Origin of the sequence: Nocardia amamiensis NBRC 102102 (assembly GCF_001612745.1) — a bacterium.
Taxonomy (GTDB): Bacteria; Actinomycetota; Actinomycetes; order Mycobacteriales; family Mycobacteriaceae; genus Nocardia; species Nocardia amamiensis.
Map to the genome: position 1 here is coordinate 1 of NZ_BDBA01000057.1, position 20936 is coordinate 20936.

Consider the following 20936-nt stretch of genomic DNA (forward strand, 5'->3'; position numbering starts at 1 on the left):
CGGCGCGGCCACCCGCGCCGGGGCGGTCGCTCCGGCGACCGTGCTGAGCCGAAGCACCGACGGCAGTCGTCCACCCGACGGGAAGCGGCCGACCGCGACGCAGAAGTGGATGGCCGGGCTCGGCCTCGGTGCGCTGCTGTTCGGCGCGATCACGACTTACTTGCTGTTCGGCGGCGATACCAACCCGGACTCGACGCCGTCGCCGACGTCGACGGTCGCGCCGAGTCCGAAGCCGATCCCGCCGGTGGTCACCACCACCCCCAAGCCGGCGCCTCCGCCGGTGATCACGACCATTCCGGAACCGATCACCACCGAGCCGACGACCACGACCCCGGAGCCGACGACGACCACGCCGACCACCACAACGGCACCGAGCACGACGAAGCCGACGACGACCACGCCGACTACCACCCTGCCGCGCGTTCCGACCATCCAAATACCATTTCCCGGGATCCCCGGTGCCCAAGGCCCCACGGCCTCCCGCAGCGGATCCGCTACTTCGCCGCAAGGACAGCCATGACGACCCCGAAGAATCTCTCGTCTCGCTATGAGCTGGGCGAGATCATCGGGTTCGGCGGCATGTCCGAAGTGCACAAGGCGCGCGACATCCGGCTGAGCCGGGACGTGGCGATCAAGGTGCTGCGGGCCGACTTGGCGCGCGACCCGACGTTCTACCTCCGGTTCAAGCGGGAGGCGCAGAACGCCGCGGCACTGAATCACCCGGCTATCGTCGCGGTCTACGACACCGGAGAGGCCGAGGTGGACGGCGGTCCGCTGCCGTACATCGTGATGGAGTACGTGGACGGCGATACGCTGCGCGACATCGTGCGCGGCAAGGGCCCGCTGCCGCCGCGGCGGGCCATGGAGGTCGTCGCGGATGTCTGTGCGGCATTGGATTTCAGCCACAAGGCCGGAATCGTGCACCGCGATATGAAGCCGGCGAACATCATGATCAACCGGTCCGGCGCGGTGAAGGTGATGGACTTCGGCATCGCCCGCGCGATCGCCGACAGCTCGAACCCGATGACGCAGACCGCGGCCGTGATCGGCACCGCGCAGTATCTGTCGCCGGAGCAGGCTCGCGGCGAGACGGTGGACGCCCGTTCGGATGTCTACTCGGTCGGCTGTGTGCTGTTCGAAATCCTCACCGGCGAGCCGCCTTTCACCGGCGACTCGCCGATCGCCGTCGCCTATCAGCATGTGCGGGAGGATCCGCGGCTGCCCTCGCACGTCCTCCCTGGCGTCCCACGGGAACTGGACTCGGTCGTGCTCAAGGCGATGAGCAAGAATCCGGCCAACCGGTACCAGACCGCGGCCGAGATGCGCGCCGACCTGATCCGGGTGCTCGGCGGTCAGAAGCCCAGCGCCCCGATGGTGATGACGGACGAGGACCGCAGCACCTTCATGAGCTCGGACGAGCCGGCACCGCGCAGTTACCGCACCATCGAGCGCGATGACGACACCGCCGAGCAGGAGTCCGCCGACCCGGACGGCCAGCGCCGCACCGCCTACATCGCGCTCGGCGCGGCCGCGGCGATCGCCGTGGTCTTCGCGCTGTTCTGGGTGTTGATCGGTCCAGGAAGCCGGCCGGACCAGGTCGCGGTCCCCGACCTGGCCAACAGGTCCGCCCAGCAGGCGCAGGACGCATTGCAGAAGCTGGGATTCACGGTGGCGATCCAACAGAAGCCCGACGGCAAGGTCGCCACCGGCAATGTGATCGCCACGCAGCCGCTCGGTGGCTCCAGGATCGACGAGGGAAGCACCGTCACAGTCCAGGTGTCCAGCGGACCAGCGCAGGTCCAGGTGCCGAGGCTGGACGGCCTGACCCAGCAGGAGGCCGAGCAGAAGCTCAACTCCATCGGGCTGCAGATGGACCCGAACGTGGACCGCAAGCCCTCCAGCATCCAGGACACCGACAAGGTGATCGGCACCGAACCCGCGGCGGGCTCCCGGGTCGACGCGGGCCGCACCATCGTGGTCGTCATCGGTGGGGGCCCGGAGAAGGTTCGGGTGCCGAACGTGATCGGTCAGTCGATCGAGGTCGCGCAGCCGAATATCGAGGGAGCCAATTTCAAGGTTCAGATCCAGGAAGTCGCTTCGTCGCAGCCGAAGGGTGAGGTGGTCGCCACCAAACCCGCAGGCGGTTCGTCGGCCGACAAGGGCTCGACCGTGGTCCTGCAGATATCCACCGGCGACCAGATCAGCATGCCCGAGATCCGGGGCCTGACGCCCTCGCAGGCGGTGGACAGACTGCGCCAGAGCGGCTGGACCGGCAGTCTCGCGCAGATCAGTCAGTCCACGGTGTTCGATCCGGGCAATGTCGGCCGCATCGTCGCTCAGCAGCCGTCAGCTGGTTCGTCCGTCGGCAAGAACGCCACCATCTCGATCATGACCGGCGCGATCGCTTGAGTCTCGCGCGGCCGCGCCGGTGGCCGTGCGGGTGTCGTTATCGGTATCGAGAAAACGAGACCACCCGGTGTGAATTGCGGGAGAATAGGGCTGCTTCATCCTAATCAGCGCAGCTGACCACAAGGAGGTAGCTCATGACCACTGCCAGGGACATCATGAAGCCCGGCGCACAGTGGATTACCAAGGAAGAGACCGTCGAAAGGGCCGCCAGGCTCATGGACGAACTCGGCGTGGGGTCCCTGGTCATCGCGGACGAGAACGAACGGATGTGCGGCATCGTCACCGACCGCGACATCGTGGTGAAGTGCATCGCCCATGGCAAATCGCCGTCGAAGACGCGGGTCGCAGATCTGTGCGAGGCGACGCCGCGGTGGGTCGATGCCGACGCCGACATCGAAGTCGTTCTCGACGAGATGGAAAGCAACCGCGTCAAGCGCATGCCGGTGATCGAGAACAAGCGGCTGGTCGGCATGATCAGTGAGGCCGATCTGGCCAGGCACCTGGACGACAACCAGCTCGGCGAGTTCGTCACCGCCGTCTACGGACGTCCCTAGGTTCGTCGCGTAATCCAGGCGGTGCCCGTGGGACACCGTCGGCTGGAGTTCGGCTTCGACGGCGGCTGCCGTAGCTTTCGCACCGGCACATCGATCACGAGATCTCGCTTGGCGATGACAACTCGAGGGATCTCCCACCGCCGGATCCGTTGATGTGCGGCAGCCGCGTCGAAGTGGTGTGCCTTCGTTCCCCAACGGGGCGGATAGCTCGTCAGGCCGAACGCGCCTTCGGCAAGTAGCGCAGCACGGCGACATCGCCGACCTGAGTGACCTCCGCGAGCCGCATCCTGCGATGCGGCCCGCCGGGGTAGCGCGCGTCGCCGAGGAAGCGCGGCGCGGCAGTATCGCCGACCAGGATGGGAGCGACGGCGACGTGCAGTTCGTCGGCCAAGTCGGCGGCGAGGAAAGCGGTGTGGACCCGGGTGCCGCCCTCCACCATCAGGCGGCTGACGCCGCGACGGCCCAGGTCGTCGAGCAATGCTCCGAAATCGAGTTCCGCGCCGAGACTGACCACTTCCGCGAGACCGGCCAACCGATCGGCGAGTTTCGCCGCGACCGCTTCGGTCGTGTAGACGAGCTTGCCGCCGCCGTGATGCCAGAACCGCAGGCCGGGGTCCAGGTCGCCGCTCGCCGACACGGTCACCTTGAGCGGATACTCCGGTTTGCCCGCGGCGACGCGAGCCGCTCTGCGGTCCGCACTGTTGACGAGTAGCCGGGGATTGTCCCTGCGCAGGGTCTGCGCGCCGACCAGAATGGCATCGGAGTCCGCGCGGACCTGGTCGACGCGATCGAAGTCCGCCGCGCCGGACAGGCGCAGGCGTTCGGGGCTCGCGTCGTCGATATACCCGTCGATGCTCACCGCGACCGACAGCAGCACATGGGGACGGGTCACTGCAGCACCAGCGCGGCGACCTCCGCTTCCAGCGCCGCCACCAAGCCCTCGGCGGGACGCTTTCCGCACACGCCGAGCCAGTTCGCCAGCATGCGGTGGCCACCCTGGGTCAGCACCGATTCGGGATGGAACTGCACGCCGTGGATGGGCAGCGTGCGATGACGCATCGCCATCACGATCCCGCTCTCGGTGCGTCCGAGCACCTCGATCTCCTCGGGGATGGTGTTTTCCAGCACGGTGAGCGAGTGGTACCGCGTGGCCGTGAACGGGTCGGGAAGACCGGCCAGCACGCCGGCGCCGATATGGAAGACCTCGCTCGTCTTGCCGTGCAGCAACTCGGGAGCCCTGGTGACGGTGGCGCCGAACGCCTCGCCGATCGCCTGGTGGCCCAGGCATACGCCGAGCAGCGGAACGCCGTGCACGGCGCAGGCACGCACCAATGGGATGCTGGCGCCCGCACGGTCCGGGGTACCGGGGCCGGGACTGATCAGGATGCCGTCGAAATCACGCACGACAGCGTCCACGTCGGCCAGGCTCGGATCGTCATTGCGCCAGACGACGGCATCGACACCCAGCTGACCGAGGTATTGCACCAGGTTGAAGACGAAGCTGTCGTAATTGTCGACGACCAGAACACGCATGGCATCGAGATTACGTCCCGGCCCGGCACCACGTCGCACCGATTACCAGTTGGGATAGCCTAGGGGCACGACCTGCCGCCGAATACGAGGACGTCATGCCCAAGTCGAAGGTCCGTAAGAAGACCGACTATACGATCAACCCCGCCAGCCGGACCCCGGTGAAGGTGAAGGCCGGGCCGTCTCCGGTCTGGTATGTCGCCATCATGCTCGGTTTCATGCTCGCCGGGCTGATCTGGCTGCTCGTCTACTATCTGGCAGCCGAACAGATCAGTTGGATGAACGACCTCAACGCCTGGAACTTCCTGATCGGCTTCGGCCTCATGGTGGTGGGCCTGATCATGACTATGCGCTGGCGCTGACCGCGTCGAACGCGGATTACAGACGTGTCATTCATGCACATCTGTGGATGAGCCTGTGGACAACTCGAGGAGCGATTGGGGATTGCCTTGACTCCGGAGCCTCAGGATTCCGGCGCGCGCGACGAGCCGCACCTGGCGTGGACCACCCCGACCGCCGCGCTCGTAGCGGTCACCGTTGGCGGCGTCGTCTTGGCCGTGGCCGCTGTTTTCAGCACCGATGCGCCCAGTCGTCTGCTCGTCGGATTGGCGGCCGTCGGCCTGCTCGCTCTTGCCGGACTCGGTTTCCGGCAGCGACCACGCCTTTCCGTGCGGTCGGGCGCACAGCCGCGTCTGGTCGTCCGCACCCTCACCGGGCCGGTCGAATACACCCGTGACCAGATCATTCGGGCCCGGGTAGTCGGCTACCGTCGCCTCGGTCGCAAAACCCCCACGCTGGAACTCGACGTGGAGCGCGACGGCGCGGAGCGACTGCTGATCTTCGGCCGCTGGGACCTGGGCGTCAATCCCGAGGTGGTGTACCACGACATCGTCGAGGCAATGCGCCTCTCCGAGGACAAGACCCGCTGATTCCGGACCGGATCGACACGACACGCCGGTCGCGATGTTTCACGTGAAGCGAATTCTGTGTCAGGCTGCGAGCGCGACTGCGCTGACACCGGTCGCCGCCAATGCCGCGACCGCGACAACCGCCACGGCCACCCAGCCGACCAGCCGCGCGGACTCCTGAGACTTGACCCGCAACCACCCGGGCAGGAACAGGATGCCGAGCGTCGCCAGCGTGCCCGCAGCCAGACCGCCGAGGTGCCCCCAGAGTGAGATGCCGGGTAGCGAAAAGCTGATGAACACGTTGATGCCGATGATGATGAGCATCTGATTGGGGTTCTGCCGCAACCGGATCAGGATGACGGTGATGGCGCCGAACAGTCCGTACACCGCGCCGGATGCACCCGCAGTGAGACTGTTCTGGGCGAACAGCATCACCCCGGCCGCACCGCCCAACAACGAGACCAGGTATACCGCCAGATAGCGCAGCCGCCCGAGCACCAGCTCGGCGTCTCGGCCCACGACATACAGCGCGAACATATTGAGCAGCAGATGGATCGGACCGTAGTGCAGGAAGCCGGAACCCAGCACTCGCCACCACTGGCCATCCGCGACCGCGGGGGCGAACAGCACCCAGTCCAGGAACAACGCCGAGCCCCGCTGGTTGTCCATCAGGCTCTTGGCCTGGCCTGCGGTGATCGCGTAGATCACCACATTGATCGCGATCAGCGCGTAGGTCACCGCGGGCGTCGACGACCGGGCCGCCGGTGCGCCCGAGACCGTCCGCACCGGCGGAACGCTTCGCTGATCCTGACGCAGACAGTCGACGCAATGCTGGCCGACCGCCGCGGGGCGCAGGCACTCCGCACAGGAGGGCCGACCGCACCGCGTACAGGCCAGGCCGGTCGGACGATTCGGGTGGCGGACGCACGTCGGTGCGGGCGGCTGAGGATTCATGGTCTCAATCGATCGTGATCTTGGTGATGACGACGGGCTCCAGCGGGCGGTCGTCGCGATCGGTCTTGGTGGTCGCGATCGAGTCGACGACCTTGCGCGAATCGGGATCGACGACTTCGCCGAAGATCGTGTGCTTGCGGTTGAGATGCGGTTGCGGACGGACGGTGATGAAGAACTGTGACCCGTTGGTGCCCGGCCCAGCGTTGGCCATCGCCAGCAGGTAGCCGCGGTCGAAGCGCAGTTCCGGGTGGAACTCGTCGCCGAACTCGTACCCGGGGCCACCGCGGCCGGTACCGGTCGGATCACCACCCTGGAGCATGAAACCGGCAATCACCCGATGGAACAGGGCGCCGTCATAGAACGGGCCGGAGCTACCCCCGCTGGCGTTCGCTGTGGTGTACGGAGCCGAACCGTCCGCGAGACCGACGAAATTGCGGACCGTCTTGGGCGCGTGGTTGCCGAAAAGCGAAATCTTGATATCGCCGCGATTCGTGTGCAGTGTCGCCACGGATGTCTGGTTCGGTGAGGTCACGCCGCCCATCGTGCCACGGCTTCCGGCGGCCCCGCCGAACTGGGCCGCGCCCCGCTGTGAGCTGGGGCTCCTGCGCGAATCGCCGGGCTGTGCCAGAGTGGTCCAATGACCTCGGGGCGCCTACATGTCTCTTCGCGTTCACGTAACCGGCTCATCGTCGCAGCTGCCGTCGCGCTGGCCGGTGGCGTGGCCTATCTGGTCCGCACCCGGCGGCCCCAGCAGCCGGAACCCGCCCCTGCGCCGCCGCGGATCGGCTACTCCCGCAATGGCTCCGCGCCGACCCCCGTGGCGGGCGCCGGCGCGGAGCAGGATCACTAGACGCGGACGAACCGGTCAGCGACTGACCGCCTTCTTGTACTGACGCAAAGACAGCGGCACGAACACCACCAGGATCACCACCACCCAGGCCAGTGAGGTGAGCACCGGGTGCTGGAGCGACCAGGCATCCGGGGTCGGCGCAAGCGGGCTGGTGTTGCCGAACAGGTCGCGGGTGGCCTGAGTGAGTGCGGACACCGGGTTCCATTCCGCGATCACGCGCAGCACGGTGGGCAGCTTGTCGCTCGGCACGAACGTGTTGGCGATGAAGGTGAGCGGGAAGATCACCATGAAGCTGGCGTTGTTGAACACCTCCGGCGTCCGTACCAGCAGACCCACCACGGCCATGATCCAGGACACCGCGTAGGCGAACAGCAACAGCAGGACATAGGCCAGCACAGCGTCCAGCAAAGAACCGCGGATCCGCCAGCCGACGACCAAGCCGGTCAGCGACATCACCGTCAGGCTGACCACGTTGATCACCACATCGCTGATCGTGCGGCCGACCAGCACCGCCGACGACGCCATCGGCAGCGAGCGGAACCGGTCGATGATGCCCTTCTGCATGTCCTCCGCCAGGCCCGCACCGGTGAAGGACGCACCGAACACCACGGTCTGGGCGAAGATGCCCGCGATGAGGAACTCGCGGTAGCCGCCGGAGAGGCCGGGCACGTCGATCGCAGCACCGAAGACGTAGGCGAACAGCAGCACGAACATGATCGGCGAAAGCGTGGAGAAGATCAGGACGTCGGGTACCCGCTTGATCTTGATGACGTTGCGTTTCGCAATTGTCACGCTGTCGCTGGCCACTATGGACAATCGCTCGCCCAGCGTGGGCCGTACCAGGCCAGGGGCCATCGCGGTCATCGGATCGTTCCTTCCGTAGCTTCCACCTTGTCGCCCGCTTTCAGCTTGTTGTCGGCCTCGCCACCGTCTGCGGGCGCTTCCGCCTCGTGGCCGGTGAGGGTGAGGAAGACGTCGTCGAGCGACGGGCGCCGCAGGCCGACGTCGTGAATCTGCACGCTGTGCTCGGCCAGCCTGCCGACCGCCTCGACGAGCGCCTGCGATCCGTCGGCCACCGGGACGGTGATCCGGCGCAATCCGGGCTCGAGATGGATCTCGCCGTCCGCCAAGCTCTTCAGCGCCGCCTCGGCGGTCGCGAGATTCTCCGCGCGGTCGACGGTGAGTTCGATGCGGTCGCCGCCGACCAGGGTCTTGAGCTCGTCGGCGGTCCCCTTGGCGATCACCTTGCCGTGGTCGATCACCGCGATGGAATCGGCGAGCCGGTCGGCTTCGTCCATGTACTGGGTGGTGAGCAGCAACGTGGTGCCGCCCGCGACCAACTCCTCGATGACATCCCAGAGATCGAGGCGTGCACGAGGATCGAGCCCCGTGGTCGGCTCGTCGAGGAACAAGACGGGCGGATTCGCGACCAGTGCGCCCGCCAAGTCGAGCCGGCGCCGCATACCGCCGGAGTAGCCCTTCACCGGTCGGTCCGCGGCGTCGGTGAGCCGGAATCGTTCGAGCAGTTCACGGGCGCGTTCCTTACTTCGCTGCACACCCATGTGATAAAGACGTCCCACCATCTCCAAATTCTCGAAGCCGGTGAGATATTCGTCGACCGCGGCGTACTGACCCGACGCACCGATGCGGGAGCGCAAGGCCTGCGGGTCGCGCAGGACGTCGATTCCCGCGACCGTCGCGCGCCCGGCATCCGGCACCAGCAGGGTGGTGAGCACCCGGACTGTAGTGGTCTTACCCGCACCGTTGGGTCCGAGCAGTGCGGTGACAGTCCCTTCCGGGACCGTCAAGTCGAGTCCGTCGAGGGCCACCAGCTGGCCGTATCGTTTGACCAGACCCTCGGCGACTATTGCGTCGGGCATGATTCTCCTGACGTTGAATTTTCTCGATGTGGTTCGGCGCGGCGCCAGGAATCCGGACGACGGCAATTCGCTGGATCAGGTGACCCGGCCGATACCCGAGTCAGTATTGCGCCCGCCACCGACAAATTCATCCGATTTGTTTCGGGATTGGCAACGGGGGCAGCGCAGCAGCGGCGCGAGAAGGCCGCATTCCGATCCAGTCGGTGCTCGGGGGTCCCGGATCGGAATGCGACCGGTTCGATGATCCCGCGCGCCCATGCGCCGGGGCGCGCGTAGCCGACTACCCGAATGGACGAGGACCGATACTCGGGTCGCACACCGCCGAGCGCGGAACGGCGGATCGAGCGGGCGTGCTCAGCCCGGCCTGTAGAGACGTTGGACACGAACACATGTTCGCATCGGGGTACGACAAGTTTCGGCGGCCGCGAGTCTGCGACACGCGGTGTGCGGGTCCACGCGCCGACACGCACGATGCCGCGACGGATTCCGCCTTTGCGGCGACCGGTCGGCACGTTCCGCGCCGGGGCGCGGCAGCAGGTCATGAGCCTGCTTCAACACGGAAGAACCTGCTGGACAACGCTTTTGGCAACTAGGAGGCCATCGAGCAGCTACGGCGCGAAGACCTGGTCGGTGATCCGCGGCGGCCATCGGACGACGGAAAGGTAAGCCCAACCGAAAAATCTTGGAAAGTGGCCGCCCCCACGCACACACAATCGCGGATCATCGAGTAGCATCATTCACGTCGGCCCCTCCCCCCCGGGCCGACCTTACGCGGGCCTCGGCTAACTCCCCCCCTTCGCCGAGGCCCGCTCCCATTTCCGGGGCGAGGAGATCGCCTATTCCTTGCGGTCCGCATCCGCTTGCACGGTGCGCCACGCCGCGGCGAGTCGCTGCCCACGCACCCGCCCGGCCGTCGCCAGCAGCGGCCGATCCCGCTCCCACCGCTGCCGCGTCACAGGGTCCGCGGACTCCCACAGCGGGTCGAGACCGGCAAGAAGATCACCGAAGAAGGCGAAGACTCCGCCGAGCGCGATGTGCACGCCGGGCGAGGTCGGCGCATCGATATCCAATCCGCGAACAGCCGCTATCGCGGTCAGCAGCCGCTGCAGACTCTCCCGCGGCCAATCCGACGCTCGGGCCACGTGCACCAGCCAGCCGAGCGTGGCGGCCAGTACGTGGATGTCCTCGATCGTGCGAAATGGCTTGAGGTAGTCCAGATACCCGTCGCCGGGCAAGACCCGCGCGGGCACATCTTTCAGCAGCACCGAGGCGTGCGGCACCTCCGGCGCGAACGCGAGCGCGGGGTGGTCGGTCAGACGCACGCCGGCCTCGCGCGCGTCGACCATTGTGGCTCGCAGCCGGTTTCGCCCGTCCGCAGCCGTGCCGACGCTGGCGATCACCACCAGAAGATGGGCGAAAGCGCCCATCGTCGCGAACGACTTCGTGCCGTTCACCAACCAGACGCCGTCCCGCTCGGTGAGCGTGGTGCGGATCGCGGAGGGATGACCGCCGCCCTCCTCCGTCGCACACATCGCGACCAGCTCGTCGTCGGGCAGATCCGGGATCAGCGTCCGCAGCGCCTCCTGATAGCCGGAGAGGAACGCGAAACCGAGGCGGTCGGCGCCGAAGCCGCCCGCGATCGCGACATCGACCGGCCGATCGAATCGGTTCGCGGCCACCCGATGTCGCGTCCACGCGGCGGCGACGTCGTGCAGCGGCGCCGTCGCGGCGGGCTCGGTCAGCAGAAAGTCGAACAGGGAATCCACCTCAGCACGGTAACCGAGCGGCGAACCATCCTCGTGGACTCAGCTCGCGGGCTGCCGCGCCGCCGGTGACGCCTGCCAGATCCGGCTGCGCAGATCCCGGCCGCGGATCACCTGGATCCGCCACGGATCCAAGCGCAGAATCCGCAGCTGGGGATCCTGCGGCGAGCGCCAGAACTGGCCGAGGTCGTAGCCGGCGCCACGCGGACTTGTTCGGCGGTACAGCCGCCACACCCGCTGCCGGATATCGACGGTGTCGACGCCTTCGGCGGTGGCGTCGACGGCGACGGAGTTGTTGCTGCCCTGTGCCCAGTACGAGAAGCTCACGTGTGGATTGTTCGCGATGTGCGCCTCCTTGACCGGTGTGCGGTAGGTCGCCAGCCACCCGAGCGGGCGCCCCTCCACGGTTTCCCAGATCGGGATCAGGATCCTCGTGCGCGGCCGGTTCCGCTTGTCCACCGTCACCATCGTCGCGTAGACGATTCGTCCGATGTAGTCGTCGAACTCGTCCTCGATCTCGGCGAACGACGCCACCTTCTGCGTCATGCCGCCACCTCCGCGGACGCGGGGGCGCCGAGACCCTGCCCCCAACCGCCGTCGACCGGAAGCTCGACTCCTGTGGTGAAGGTGGCGTCGAAGGCGAGGAACAACGCCGCTTTCGCCACCTCGTCCACGGTCCCGTTGCGCCGCAAGGGAGTACTGCGCTCACCTTGTGCCAAGAACTCCGCTCGCTCCTGCTCGGTCAGTCCGACCACACCCATGGTCGGCGTCTCGATGAACCCGGGCGCCACCGAGTTCACCCGGATCCGGCGCGGCAGCAACTCGGCCGCCAGCACCTGGGCGATCGCCCGCAGCGCCTCTTTCGAGCCGGAGTACGCGCTGAGCCCGGGGAAGACGACATCATTGGCGACGGTCGTGAACACGATCGAGCCGCCGTCCGCGACCAATGGCGCCAGCCGCTGGACCGTGAAGAACGCGCCCTTGGTATTGATCGCGAATTGACGGTCGAACGATTCCTCGGTGGCGGTGTCCAGGGTTTGGAACTCCGCGGTCCCATGGTTGACGAACAGTGCGTCGACCCGGCCGAGCCGCTGTTCGACAAGCGCGCCGAGAGCGTCGATGTCGGCCGTGACGGCCGCATCGGACCGCACGACATGTACCGGCCGCCCGGCCAGGCGGGCCCGCGCCTGCGCGAGGTTGTCCTCGTTGCGGCCGGTCAGCACCACCTCGACGCCCACGCCGAGCAGGGCCTCGACAATGGCCAACCCCATGCCGTGTGTCCCACCTGTTACCACGGCCTTCTTTCCTGCGTTCACGATCAGAGGTCCTTTGCTGTGTGCCGGGTGGTTACTTTTTGTAACCGACAGCATCTTGCGTCACCGGGACCGAGCTGGGAAGACGGCACTTCGAAGTCACTCGGTTACCGCACGGGTACCGGCGAGCGTCGGCACGGAAGGGAATCCGGGTTGTGCCGGTGGCGATCCGTTGGCAAACCTCGGCGGTGCGTGTGCGAATTCCGTGGACGAGCCTGTATCACTGAGGTGTCGCACCCGTCCCCGAAGGAGCCGGACCTGTGCCGAAAACGGACGTTAGTCGCCATCAAGCACTGTTCGACGCCGAAGCCAGACTGTCCTGGGTGCTCGCCGCGCTCGCCGGCCTGATCGGTGCGGCGGCGTTCATGCATACGGCTGGCTATTTCGTCACGTTCATGACGGGCAATACCGAACGCGCGGTCCTCGGGTATTTCCACGACGAGTCCGACATGGCGGTGGCGGCGGCCGGTCTGCTCATGTCGTTCCTGTCCGGTGTCGTGGTCGCCTCCTGGTGCCGCAGGCGTTACTGGTCCGGGCACCCGCACGGCCCCACCCTGCTCACCACGGTCTGCCTGGCGGTGGCTTCCGTTGTCGACGTCCTGGAATACCAGACGATCGCCGAGCGGATCGGCTTGCTGCCGATCATGTTCGTTGCCTTCGGAGTCGGCGCGCTCAATACCTCGTTCGTGCAGAACGAGGAGGTATCCGTGCCGCTGAGTTACGTCACCGGCACGCTGGTCAAACTGGGCCAAGGCATCGAACGCCACCTCAGCGGCGGCGAGTACGCCGATTGGCTCGGATACTTCCTGCTCTTCGCGAGTTTCGCGCTCGGCGCCCTGCTCGGCGGACTGCTGAGCCTGGTCGTCCCGGGCTGGGCCATGCTGATCACCGCGACCGTCGTATGCCTGATCGTCACCGGCTACACCTACCTGCACCTCGACCGGCACGGTCCCCTCACGCGGTAAGCATCCGCGATGCGTCTGTCGGTGTTCGCGGCTACGGTGGCCGCGTGCAGAATTTCGACGACGAAGCCGACGCGTTCGCCGTGCTCGTCATGCAACATCTGTCCGCGCGCGGCGAGACCGACATCGAGTACCACCAGGATGAGTTCGCGATACGCACTGGCGATCTGATTCTCAACCTGCACAACATCTTTCGGGATACGCGCGAGCTCGATGACGCGGAGCGCGACGCACGCATCGCCCGGCACTTCGAAGCCTTGCGCGGTCTCCAGGATCAGGAGCAGGACTGGCCGTCGGTGCGTTCGGCACTACGGCCGGTGTTGCGGCCCAACAGCTTCGGCGCAGACGTCGACGAACTCGAGCTGCGGCCGATCGCGCGGCCCGCGTTCCCGTTCGTGGACGAGCTGGTCGCCATCGACATGCCCCATGCTCGATCGATCGTCACCTACGCGTCGGTACGCGAATGGGGCGCCACGGTCGACGAGGTCTTCACCGCCGCTCGCGAAAACCTCGGCGCCATGGTGGGTTCCGCCGGCATCAAGGAATCCGGCATCCTGCGCTTCGTCGACGACGGCGACGGCTACTGCGCGTCCTGGCCGCTGATTCCCGGTTGGCTCGCCGGCTCCGGCGCCGGAGCCGAGCCGCCGGTCGCGTTCATGCCCGACATCGACACCCTGATCATCACCCCCGGTGGGGACGAGCTCGAGGACGTCTTCGAGGCGGTCGAGGAGCAGTATCGCGACGCGGTCCGCCCGATCTCGCCGCAGGGATACACGGTGGACGACACCGGTGCGGTGATTCCGCTCGATCGCTCACCCGCACACCGCCACCTGCCCGCAGTGCAGCGCGCGCGATGCGGTCTGGCCGTGACCGAGTACGACGCTCAGGCCCAGATTCTCAACGAGATCGTCGAGCGAGATCTCGAGTTCACTCCCTATGACATCGAGCCCGCCTACGTCGGCTCGGTCATGTACGGCCATGGCGACAACGGTCCCTACACAATCACCGTCTGGGGCGAGGGCGTCGAATACCTGCTGCCGGAAGCCGACTACGTCGCATTCTGCCGAGACGACGAGAACGGCGATCTGGAGCGTCTTTTCGAGGTCCCATTCGATACCGTCGCGACACTTGCCGGTCTCACGCCGGTCCCGGACCTGTCACCCCGCCGCTACGAGATCCGCGAGTGGCCCGATACCGAAACCCTGGCCGAACTGAAGGACGCCGCGGTCTCGCTCTGACTTGCGAAGGGATTCGAACCGTACTTGCCCGGTAGGCGAAGGGATATGCGCGCCGCAGAGGTCAGAATCGGCGGGCACCCGCCACGGGCATTGAGGAGAGGGGCGAGGTGGTCACCCCGACGCCGTATGTCGACGCGTGGATGACCTTGCCTTCACCGGCATAGAGGGCGGAGTGGCTTCCGTCGTAGAACGACACCACATCGCCTGGTTGCAGCTCGTCCAGGGGTACCGGCGTTCCGGCGGCGAGCTGCGCCTCGCTGGTGCGGGGAAGGTCGACGCCGGCTTGCCCGTAAGACCACTGCACCAGTCCTGAACAGTCGAAAGAGTCGGGGCCTACCGCGCCGTAGTTGTAGTCCGCGCCGAGTTTGGTCCGCGCGGCATCGACCGCGATCTCGCCGGTGGTTTTCCGCGGCGCCGCCGCGGCGGGCGGTGTCGGCGCCCGGGGCATGATCTCCGGCGTTCCGGCATGGAAAGGCAGCTCGATCGAGGGCAGAACATTGAGCAGCGGAATCTCGATCGGCGGGACAACGGCGAGCACCGGCACCTCGACCGCGGGAACGGATACCGATATCGGAAGCTCGATTATCGGAGCCGGGGTGAAAGGAGCGATCTCGATTTGCTGAACCACAATGGAAGTCGGGAACGCCATTTCGGAAACGTCGGCCAGGGTCGGGGTTTCCGCCGATACCTCGGCCATTACCGGGGCTTCCGAGACCGGGAGAATGGCGTTGTTCCGGAGCGGTTCTGCAGCGCCGGGCAGCGAAATCTCGTCGGAGACTTCGAATGTCCCCACGCCGGGAACGGTGACCGGCTGGGCCGATGCGGCTCCGGCTTCGATCAGCATTCCCATGAGTACTGCAGCTCCAGCGGCAAGCACCCATAAAACAGCGCGTCGCAGGTAGCTGAAATATCGGACGTCGGTCGATGATGCCATGATGCGGTCCTCCGATGCTCATATCGTCGGCCGGTGGCGGGCCGTACGACGCCGCAGTTCATGGCGCGTGGGACCCAACCAATGACCTCGAATTTGATTCGAAAACCATCACGGTGATTCGTCAGTCCAGCGGATCCGATCCGGGAATTCACTTTTCGCCATAGAGCAGACAACGCAAAGTCCGACACGCCCGAATTCGATAACAAAGCAGTAACTCCCGCGAGCAGCGTTCCACGAAATTTCGATCGAGCTCATGCGGCATTCACGGACTGCGACGCAAAAGTGCCCCGCAGGAATGCATCCGGCTGCGGGGCACTGGCGGGGATCGACCTCAGGCGGTGATCTGCTCCTCGATCTGTTCGGCGATCGTGCGGAGTTTCGCAGCGAATTCGCGCGCCGCAACCGGATCGTGGCTCGATCCTTTGACGACTCGCCGGGTCAGTGCGGCGAGCCGAGATTCCATCGCGCTGAACATGCTCGCCGCCCGGCCGTCCGGATCGTTCCGCAGTTCTCCGCGCAACCACGCCTGCAGCCGCTCGACCACCACATGCTGGTCATAGCGCTCGGGCAGCAGCGCCACGGCTTGGCGGAGTTTTCCCGCGGTGACCTTCACATCCGCATCAGCGGCCACGGTGGTGTACACGGTGACCGCCGCGTCTTCACCGTGTTCGGCGACGACCGGCAGCAGTTCACGAACCTGGCCCTCGTTGATGGCAGGTGCGATCGGATGCAGCCTGGCGGCCAGGGGCCAGGCACGAATGAGCTTGTGCGCGTAGGAACGCTGCATGTCCCACCGCTGTTCGACGTAGTCGTCGAAAGTCTCGTGACTGTCGCGGTACAGCCGTCCGTCGCGCACGATCTGCAGAGCCCGCCCGGCGGCCCAGAAGGCCATGCGCAGTGTGTCGATCGACGACTCGCACGCCGTCAATTGCGCTCGCTCCCGATCACTGAGCGGCCCGTCGCCCGCGACGGGCACCGGCATGGTCAGGACATTCGAAGCCGCGCCCTGTGTCGAGGATGGCGCCGAAACCTCCGCGTCCGCACCGGCGGTATTCGGTCGGCGCCATTCGGCATCGCGCAGCGGCGAGACCGGAGGCGTGTGCTCGGCTGCGTCGGCCAGCGGATTGCCGCCGCCGATCGATCCCTTTCTCCGCTGCGGAGGCATCAGGCAGGCACCTCCATCAGTAGCCGGTACGAGCTCACCAGCTCGTCACCGACCTGCCGATATTCGCCCAAGTCTTCGATCGGGTTCTCGGCGCCCTCGCCGACTTCTCCATCGGCCGCCTCTCGGTACCATTTCCAGGCACTCAAATAGGATTCGAATACGTCGTAGCCGGCGTTCTCCAGATTCCGCCGCTGGGCCCGGTATTCGGTCGAGACGTTCACGCCGTTTTTCATGATCACCGGTACTTTGGTCATCAGGATCCGCACTCGGATTTCCCGGCTGCTCCCGGCGGCTGCCTCCTCGGCGGCCTTGAATGTACTCGGCACTCGTTTGACTTCGGACGGGCTCACACTCGTCACCAGCAAGAGCTCGTCGCTCCGCGGGATGGCGGCCTTGAAGATCTCGGCCGACTCACCCCCGGCATCCACGATGATGACGTCGAAATCGGCGGCCTTGTCGCTGATGCAATCGTCGACATGCCGAGAGGGGAAGGCAACCAGCTCGAACGGCACCTCGATTCCACCTTTGACCAGCCGCCGGTGCCACGAGTACCCGGTCTGGCTGAGCGGGTCGGCATCGATGACCAGCACCCGCAATCGGTGCACCGAAGCGAAGTAACTCGCCAAGAAGAACGCCGAGGTCGTCTTGCCGACGCCGCCCTTGAGATTCCCCAGCGTGATGACCAGAGGTTCGGGCAATTCGAGTGGCGCAACAGAATTCGTCATGGACGGTCCTCCGAGGGTGAGGAGTGCATTACTGTGCGGGGCAAGTCTGGCACAGCGCCACTGAATATCGGCTGATTGCGACGGCCTGTTGTCGCTACTGTCGCGGCGCCGCTGTTGTGTCCAATTGGACACACGGTCGCCCTATTCCCCCGGCGAAGTGGCGAGACCCCTGGGCCGGCTTCTCGATGCAATCGAATTCAGAGGCTGGACGAAACCACAGGACGACTTCATGGCGGGGGAATCGAACCCCTGACCCCTGCCTTGCAAAGGCAGTGCTCGGCCAAATGAGCTACGGCCCCCGAATCAGCGGGTGGTGACCTCGTGCCACGTGTCCGCGTCGCCGCGCTGGCGCAGCTTGGAGATGCCGAACAGGATCAGGATCACGACACCGGCGGTGAGAAGGATCTTCATGGCCCCCAGCCTACTGTGCTGTTCGGGAGTCAGCCTAGAAGAGCTCGAGCTCGAACGCCCTTCGATAACCACGCTGGTCAGCAGCTTTACCCATGTCAGACCGAGACGCTCAATAGTGATTGTTTCATCAGTTAAGTCGGGTGGAGCGGAGGCGTGCCAGGTCTCGTGCGGCGCGCTGCACGGTCCCGTCCGGGCGGACCAAAGCGGCTCGCGCGCCTCCGCGGCGCAACCAGCGGCGCAGTTCGGATCCGGGACCGGCAGTCACCACCACCCAGCCCCGTTCCCGGATCTCGGCGTACTGCGCCGGTCCCGGCTCCACCGTGGTGACGATCGCGTACCGCCCTGCGGCGACATCGTCGTACCGACAGCCTTCGTCGAGAACCGCGTTGGGCACCAGACTGCCCGCTCGACCGCCGAGCAAACGCGGCCGCACCACGAGTTCGGACCGCCGCAGCGGCGGTGTCACCCCATCGGTGACCAATGCGTTGAAACCGGGCATTCGGTGCAGGTGTGGCGTGATGAGACGGCGGAGGAGGTTGCCGATTTCGCCGCCGTCGGTCATGGCCACGCCGATGGCCTTCGCGAGTCGAATCATGGTGCGGGCATGGGGTTTGCGTTCTGCCTCGTAGGTGGCGAGTACCCGCTCGGGCAGGACTCCGGCGAGGACTCCGGCGAGTTTCCAGGTGAGGTTGGCCGCGTCGCGCAGTCCGGCCCCCATGCCCTGGCCGATGAACGGCGGTGTGAGGTGGGCCGCATCGCCGAGCAAGAAGATCCGGCCGGCGCGCCAGCGGTCGGCGAGCTGTGCGCGGAAGGTGTAGTCGGCGACCCGGACCAGTTCGAGTTCCTCGATCGGAACCGTGCCGGTCCACGGGCGGATCAGTCCGTGCAGTCGCTCGATGTCGCGGTAGTCGTCCGCGGTTTCACCCGGCCCGAGCCGGAATTCCCATCGGTGCCGGGTCTTTCCGATGCGCATGTAGGTGGCAGCGCGAGCCGGATCGCAGACCTGATGTACGCCTTCCCATTGCCCTAGTTCGACGGTGGTGGCCACATCGACGACCAGCCAGCGCTGCTCGAAGTCGAGGTCCTGCATACCGGCGCCGATCGAGGATCGGACCAGGCTGTTGGCGCCGTCGCAGCCGAGGACGTACCCTGCCCGGACCGATTCCGCCGCATCGGTCGTCCGGTCGGTGAAGTCGACGCGCACGCCGTCGGTTTCCGGCACGACCGCGGTGACCTCGACGTCGCCGCGGACGGTGACCTCAGCGTGCCGTTTCACGGCGGCCCACAGGATCGCCTCCAGCTCCGGTTGGTCGAACATGTTCGCGTCGGGGTAGCCGTTGCGGCCGCCCGCCGGATCGCGGTGGAACTCGGCCAGCACCCGCAGTTTCCGGTCGACCAGGCGCAGCCCGAGGGCCGGCCGGGAGATGGCGTCGAACTCGTCGCCGACACCCAACTGGTCCAGAATCCGGCGGATCTCACCGTCCAAGTGGACCGCGCGCGGCTGCGGGTAGACCCCCTCCCAGCGCTCCAGTACCAAGCACTCGACACCGTACCGGGCGAGCAACGTGGCCGCGGTGAGGCCGGTCGGTCCCGCGCCGACGATCACCACCGGTACCTGCTCGGAAGGCATTACCAGGCTCCCAACACAGTCACGAGGTAGCTGACGGCCATCAGTCCGGTGCCAACGGCAGGAGCGAACTGTCGCACGCCGTCCCCGGAACGCCGATGAACGACGACAGCCCCGGTCATCAGCAGCACCAGCCCGGCTCCCGCCGCCACGCCGATCGGCCACCAGACGATGCCGACCAGCAGACCCAGCGCGGCGGCCAGTTCGAGCGCGCCGATCTTCCGGTACGCCGAGACGGAGAACCCGGCATGCGCGGCACGCTCTCGCATCGGCCCGACTGCCGCCACCTTCGACACCCCGAGCAACAGGAAGAAGACCGCCAGCAGGAGGGCGAGCACGATCGACGCGACATTCATCGGCGCACCGCGATTCGCCACTCGATCGAGTACCGGGCGAGGATGGCCGCTACGACGGCCTCGGCACCGGCGTCGTCGAGTTCGACAGTCGCGACGATCACACCGTCCTCGACGGCCGCTGCGATGCTGTGCACGCCGCTGACGTCGGCGAGGGCGTCGAGGAGTTCGCGACGGGTGGCATCGGCGCGGAGCGCCAGTTTGTAGGGTTTGCCGACGTCGGTAACCGGCAGCGCGTCGAGGATCGTGACCGTCTTCGGCGCGGCCGCCCGTTCGGGTACATGTCGGTTGGCCCAGTCGACCAGACCGGTTTCGGTGACGTCGGCGCCGGGTGCCAGGGCGACGTAGGCGACGGGCACTTCACCGGCGTGGAGGTCGGGGCGGCCGACCGCACCTGCCGCGATGACCTGGGGGTGGGCGAGCAGGGCGTCTTCGATGGTCGCGGGGTCGATGTTGTGCCCGCCGCGAATGATGAGGTCCTTGGCGCGGCCGTGCAGATGGACGAAGCCGTCGGAGTCGATGTGGGCGAAGTCGCCGGTGTCGAGCCAGCCGCCGACCAGCTTGCCCATACCGTCGAGCACATGCCGCTGCTGATCGCGCCCGGTCACATAGCCCGCAAAGATGGTCGGGCCGCTGATGGCCAGTACCCCGGTCGCGCCGGTGGGTAGGTCGGTCCAGGTGCCGTCCTCGTCGATGCGCACCGTCTTCAGCTGCTGGTACGGCATGCGCTGCCCGGCCGATCCCGGTCTCGGCAGGTCGGGGAAGCTGCGCGCGCTGGCGCAGGTCGCTTCGGTGAGTCCGTAGCCCTCGACCAGGGTGATTCCGGTGTGTGTCTGGAAGTTCTCCCGGACCGCAGCGGGCAGTGGCGACGCACCCACCATCGCGTAACGGAGGCTGGAGATATCGGCGGTGACCGGGCACTGCGCCAGCACGGCGTACACCGTCGGCACCGCGCTCATCGCGGCGATCCGGTAATGGGCGACGATGTTCCAGAACTCGCCGTAGATCGCGAAGTCCCGATAGCCGAGCGGCCCGGCCCATACCACGGATTGGCCTTTGCACAACGGCGCGAGCAGCGTGACGACCAGCGCGTTGACGTGGAACAGCGGCAGGGCCGCGAACACCACGGCATCATCGTCGAGCAGGGAATTCGCCGCGATCATCCACGCATTGGCGACCTCATTCGCATGGGTGTGCGCGGCCAGCTTCGGCACACCGGTGGTTCCCCCGGTATGGAACAGCGCGGCGAGATCGGACGGGAGTGGGGGCCGCCCGGCGAAGGCGGCCGGATCGTGGGCTGCGGCCAGGTCGTCGAGGTAGCCGACGCGCACACCGTCCAGCGGCTCGAGCGGCTGAGGTT

General features: G+C 66.6%; 23 protein-coding genes and 1 tRNA gene. 7 read left to right on the plus strand and 17 right to left on the minus strand.

Annotation, left to right across the window (positions count from 1 at the left end; translation table 11 throughout):
* Positions 1 to 156 precede the first annotated feature (156 nt).
* On the minus strand, positions 157 to 432 hold the full coding sequence (locus tag NA4_RS13415; RefSeq protein WP_067469477.1) for a hypothetical protein: 276 nt from the start codon (positions 430 to 432) through the stop codon (positions 157 to 159).
* An 84-nt stretch (positions 433 to 516) separates the two neighbouring features.
* On the opposite strand from NA4_RS13415, the gene pknB reads away from it, so the two are divergent.
* Both pknB and NA4_RS13425 read left to right on the plus strand, forming a co-directional pair.
* Positions 517 to 2409 (plus strand): Stk1 family PASTA domain-containing Ser/Thr kinase, encoded by a 1893-nt coding sequence (pknB, locus tag NA4_RS13420; RefSeq protein ID WP_067469480.1) that lies wholly within the window; start codon positions 517 to 519, stop codon positions 2407 to 2409.
* A 134-nt stretch (positions 2410 to 2543) separates the two neighbouring features.
* The gene (locus NA4_RS13425) at positions 2544 to 2963 is read left to right on the plus strand and encodes a CBS domain-containing protein (RefSeq protein ID WP_067469482.1); all 420 of its coding nucleotides are present in this window, start codon (positions 2544 to 2546) and stop codon (positions 2961 to 2963) included.
* Between the two features lie 211 nt (positions 2964 to 3174).
* Here the strand turns inward: NA4_RS13425 and NA4_RS13430 are convergent, their stop codons facing one another.
* Entirely contained in the window at positions 3175 to 3855 is a 681-nt protein-coding gene (locus NA4_RS13430; RefSeq protein WP_067469485.1) for a RibD family protein, read from the minus strand.
* Positions 3852 to 4496 carry an aminodeoxychorismate/anthranilate synthase component II gene (locus NA4_RS13435; RefSeq protein ID WP_067469488.1) on the minus strand — a complete coding sequence of 215 codons (645 nt, stop codon included), beginning with the start codon at positions 4494 to 4496 and terminating at the stop codon, positions 3852 to 3854. Before NA4_RS13435 ends, NA4_RS13430 begins: the two co-directional genes overlap by 4 nt.
* Positions 4497 to 4591: 95 nt before the next feature.
* On the opposite strand from NA4_RS13435, the gene crgA reads away from it, so the two are divergent.
* Both crgA and NA4_RS13445 read left to right on the plus strand, forming a co-directional pair.
* A complete protein-coding gene (gene crgA, locus NA4_RS13440) occupies positions 4592 to 4855 on the plus strand; it encodes a cell division protein CrgA (RefSeq protein WP_067469491.1) in 264 nt (87 codons plus the stop codon).
* An 87-nt stretch (positions 4856 to 4942) separates the two neighbouring features.
* Complete coding sequence (locus NA4_RS13445; protein ID WP_067469494.1) at positions 4943 to 5422, plus strand: PH domain-containing protein; 480 nt, start codon at positions 4943 to 4945, stop codon at positions 5420 to 5422.
* A 60-nt stretch (positions 5423 to 5482) separates the two neighbouring features.
* Here the strand turns inward: NA4_RS13445 and NA4_RS13450 are convergent, their stop codons facing one another.
* Both NA4_RS13450 and NA4_RS13455 read right to left on the minus strand, forming a co-directional pair.
* Complete coding sequence (locus NA4_RS13450) at positions 5483 to 6355, minus strand: rhomboid family intramembrane serine protease (RefSeq protein WP_067469497.1); 873 nt, start codon at positions 6353 to 6355, stop codon at positions 5483 to 5485.
* Between the two features lie 4 nt (positions 6356 to 6359).
* Positions 6360 to 6887 (minus strand): peptidylprolyl isomerase, encoded by a 528-nt coding sequence (locus tag NA4_RS13455; protein WP_067469523.1) that lies wholly within the window; start codon positions 6885 to 6887, stop codon positions 6360 to 6362.
* A 105-nt stretch (positions 6888 to 6992) separates the two neighbouring features.
* Here NA4_RS13455 and NA4_RS13460 point away from each other — a divergent pair, with 105 nt between their 5' ends.
* Positions 6993 to 7205: a hypothetical protein gene (locus tag NA4_RS13460; RefSeq protein WP_067469500.1), complete on the plus strand. Its 213-nt coding sequence runs from the start codon at positions 6993 to 6995 to the stop codon at positions 7203 to 7205.
* Positions 7206 to 7220: 15 nt separating this feature from the next.
* Here NA4_RS13460 and NA4_RS13465 read toward each other — a convergent pair whose 3' ends face one another.
* From NA4_RS13465 to NA4_RS13485, 5 genes are all read right to left on the minus strand, one after another.
* Positions 7221 to 8060, minus strand: a complete 840-nt coding sequence (locus tag NA4_RS13465) for an ABC transporter permease (RefSeq protein ID WP_067469529.1) — start codon at positions 8058 to 8060, stop codon at positions 7221 to 7223.
* Positions 8061 to 8065: 5 nt separating this feature from the next.
* The gene (locus NA4_RS13470; RefSeq protein WP_067469502.1) at positions 8066 to 9085 is read right to left on the minus strand and encodes an ATP-binding cassette domain-containing protein; all 1020 of its coding nucleotides are present in this window, start codon (positions 9083 to 9085) and stop codon (positions 8066 to 8068) included.
* Between the two features lie 836 nt (positions 9086 to 9921).
* Entirely contained in the window at positions 9922 to 10851 is a 930-nt protein-coding gene (locus tag NA4_RS13475) for an acyl-CoA dehydrogenase family protein (protein WP_067469505.1), read from the minus strand.
* A gap of 39 nt (positions 10852 to 10890) precedes the next feature.
* Positions 10891 to 11394: a pyridoxamine 5'-phosphate oxidase family protein gene (locus NA4_RS13480; RefSeq protein ID WP_067469507.1), complete on the minus strand. Its 504-nt coding sequence runs from the start codon at positions 11392 to 11394 to the stop codon at positions 10891 to 10893.
* The gene (locus tag NA4_RS13485) at positions 11391 to 12164 is read right to left on the minus strand and encodes an SDR family oxidoreductase (RefSeq protein WP_245671336.1); all 774 of its coding nucleotides are present in this window, start codon (positions 12162 to 12164) and stop codon (positions 11391 to 11393) included. The genes NA4_RS13480 and NA4_RS13485 overlap by 4 nt, the downstream gene beginning before the upstream one ends.
* Before the next feature lie 257 nt (positions 12165 to 12421).
* Between NA4_RS13485 and NA4_RS13490 the strand changes: the two genes are divergently transcribed.
* Together NA4_RS13490 and NA4_RS13495 are read left to right on the plus strand one after the other, a co-directional pair.
* Positions 12422 to 13126 (plus strand): YoaK family protein, encoded by a 705-nt coding sequence (locus NA4_RS13490; RefSeq protein WP_084497058.1) that lies wholly within the window; start codon positions 12422 to 12424, stop codon positions 13124 to 13126.
* 44 nt (positions 13127 to 13170) lie between these two features.
* The gene (locus NA4_RS13495) at positions 13171 to 14361 is read left to right on the plus strand and encodes a DUF1444 domain-containing protein (RefSeq protein WP_067469512.1); all 1191 of its coding nucleotides are present in this window, start codon (positions 13171 to 13173) and stop codon (positions 14359 to 14361) included.
* Positions 14362 to 14422: 61 nt separating this feature from the next.
* Here NA4_RS13495 and NA4_RS44035 read toward each other — a convergent pair whose 3' ends face one another.
* The 7 genes from NA4_RS44035 to NA4_RS13530 all read right to left on the minus strand — a co-directional run.
* Complete coding sequence (locus NA4_RS44035; RefSeq protein WP_444980035.1) at positions 14423 to 14839, minus strand: C40 family peptidase; 417 nt, start codon at positions 14837 to 14839, stop codon at positions 14423 to 14425.
* Between the two features lie 787 nt (positions 14840 to 15626).
* On the minus strand, positions 15627 to 16460 hold the full coding sequence (locus tag NA4_RS13505) for a hypothetical protein (RefSeq protein WP_067469514.1): 834 nt from the start codon (positions 16458 to 16460) through the stop codon (positions 15627 to 15629).
* Entirely contained in the window at positions 16460 to 17185 is a 726-nt protein-coding gene (locus NA4_RS13510) for a ParA family protein (RefSeq protein ID WP_067469517.1), read from the minus strand. The genes NA4_RS13505 and NA4_RS13510 overlap by 1 nt, the downstream gene beginning before the upstream one ends.
* A gap of 230 nt (positions 17186 to 17415) precedes the next feature.
* Positions 17416 to 17476: transfer RNA gene (locus NA4_RS13515), tRNA-Ala, on the minus strand.
* Positions 17477 to 17723: 247 nt separating this feature from the next.
* Positions 17724 to 19226: a bifunctional 3-(3-hydroxy-phenyl)propionate/3-hydroxycinnamic acid hydroxylase MhpA gene (gene mhpA / locus NA4_RS13520; RefSeq protein WP_067469520.1), complete on the minus strand. Its 1503-nt coding sequence runs from the start codon at positions 19224 to 19226 to the stop codon at positions 17724 to 17726.
* Positions 19226 to 19579, minus strand: coding sequence for a DoxX family protein (locus tag NA4_RS13525; protein ID WP_067469538.1), 354 nt, complete (start codon positions 19577 to 19579; stop codon positions 19226 to 19228). The genes mhpA and NA4_RS13525 overlap by 1 nt, the downstream gene beginning before the upstream one ends.
* Positions 19576 to 20936: AMP-binding protein (locus NA4_RS13530; protein ID WP_067469535.1), on the minus strand; the 1361-nt coding region annotated here is incomplete at its 5' end. The genes NA4_RS13525 and NA4_RS13530, both read right to left, overlap by 4 nt.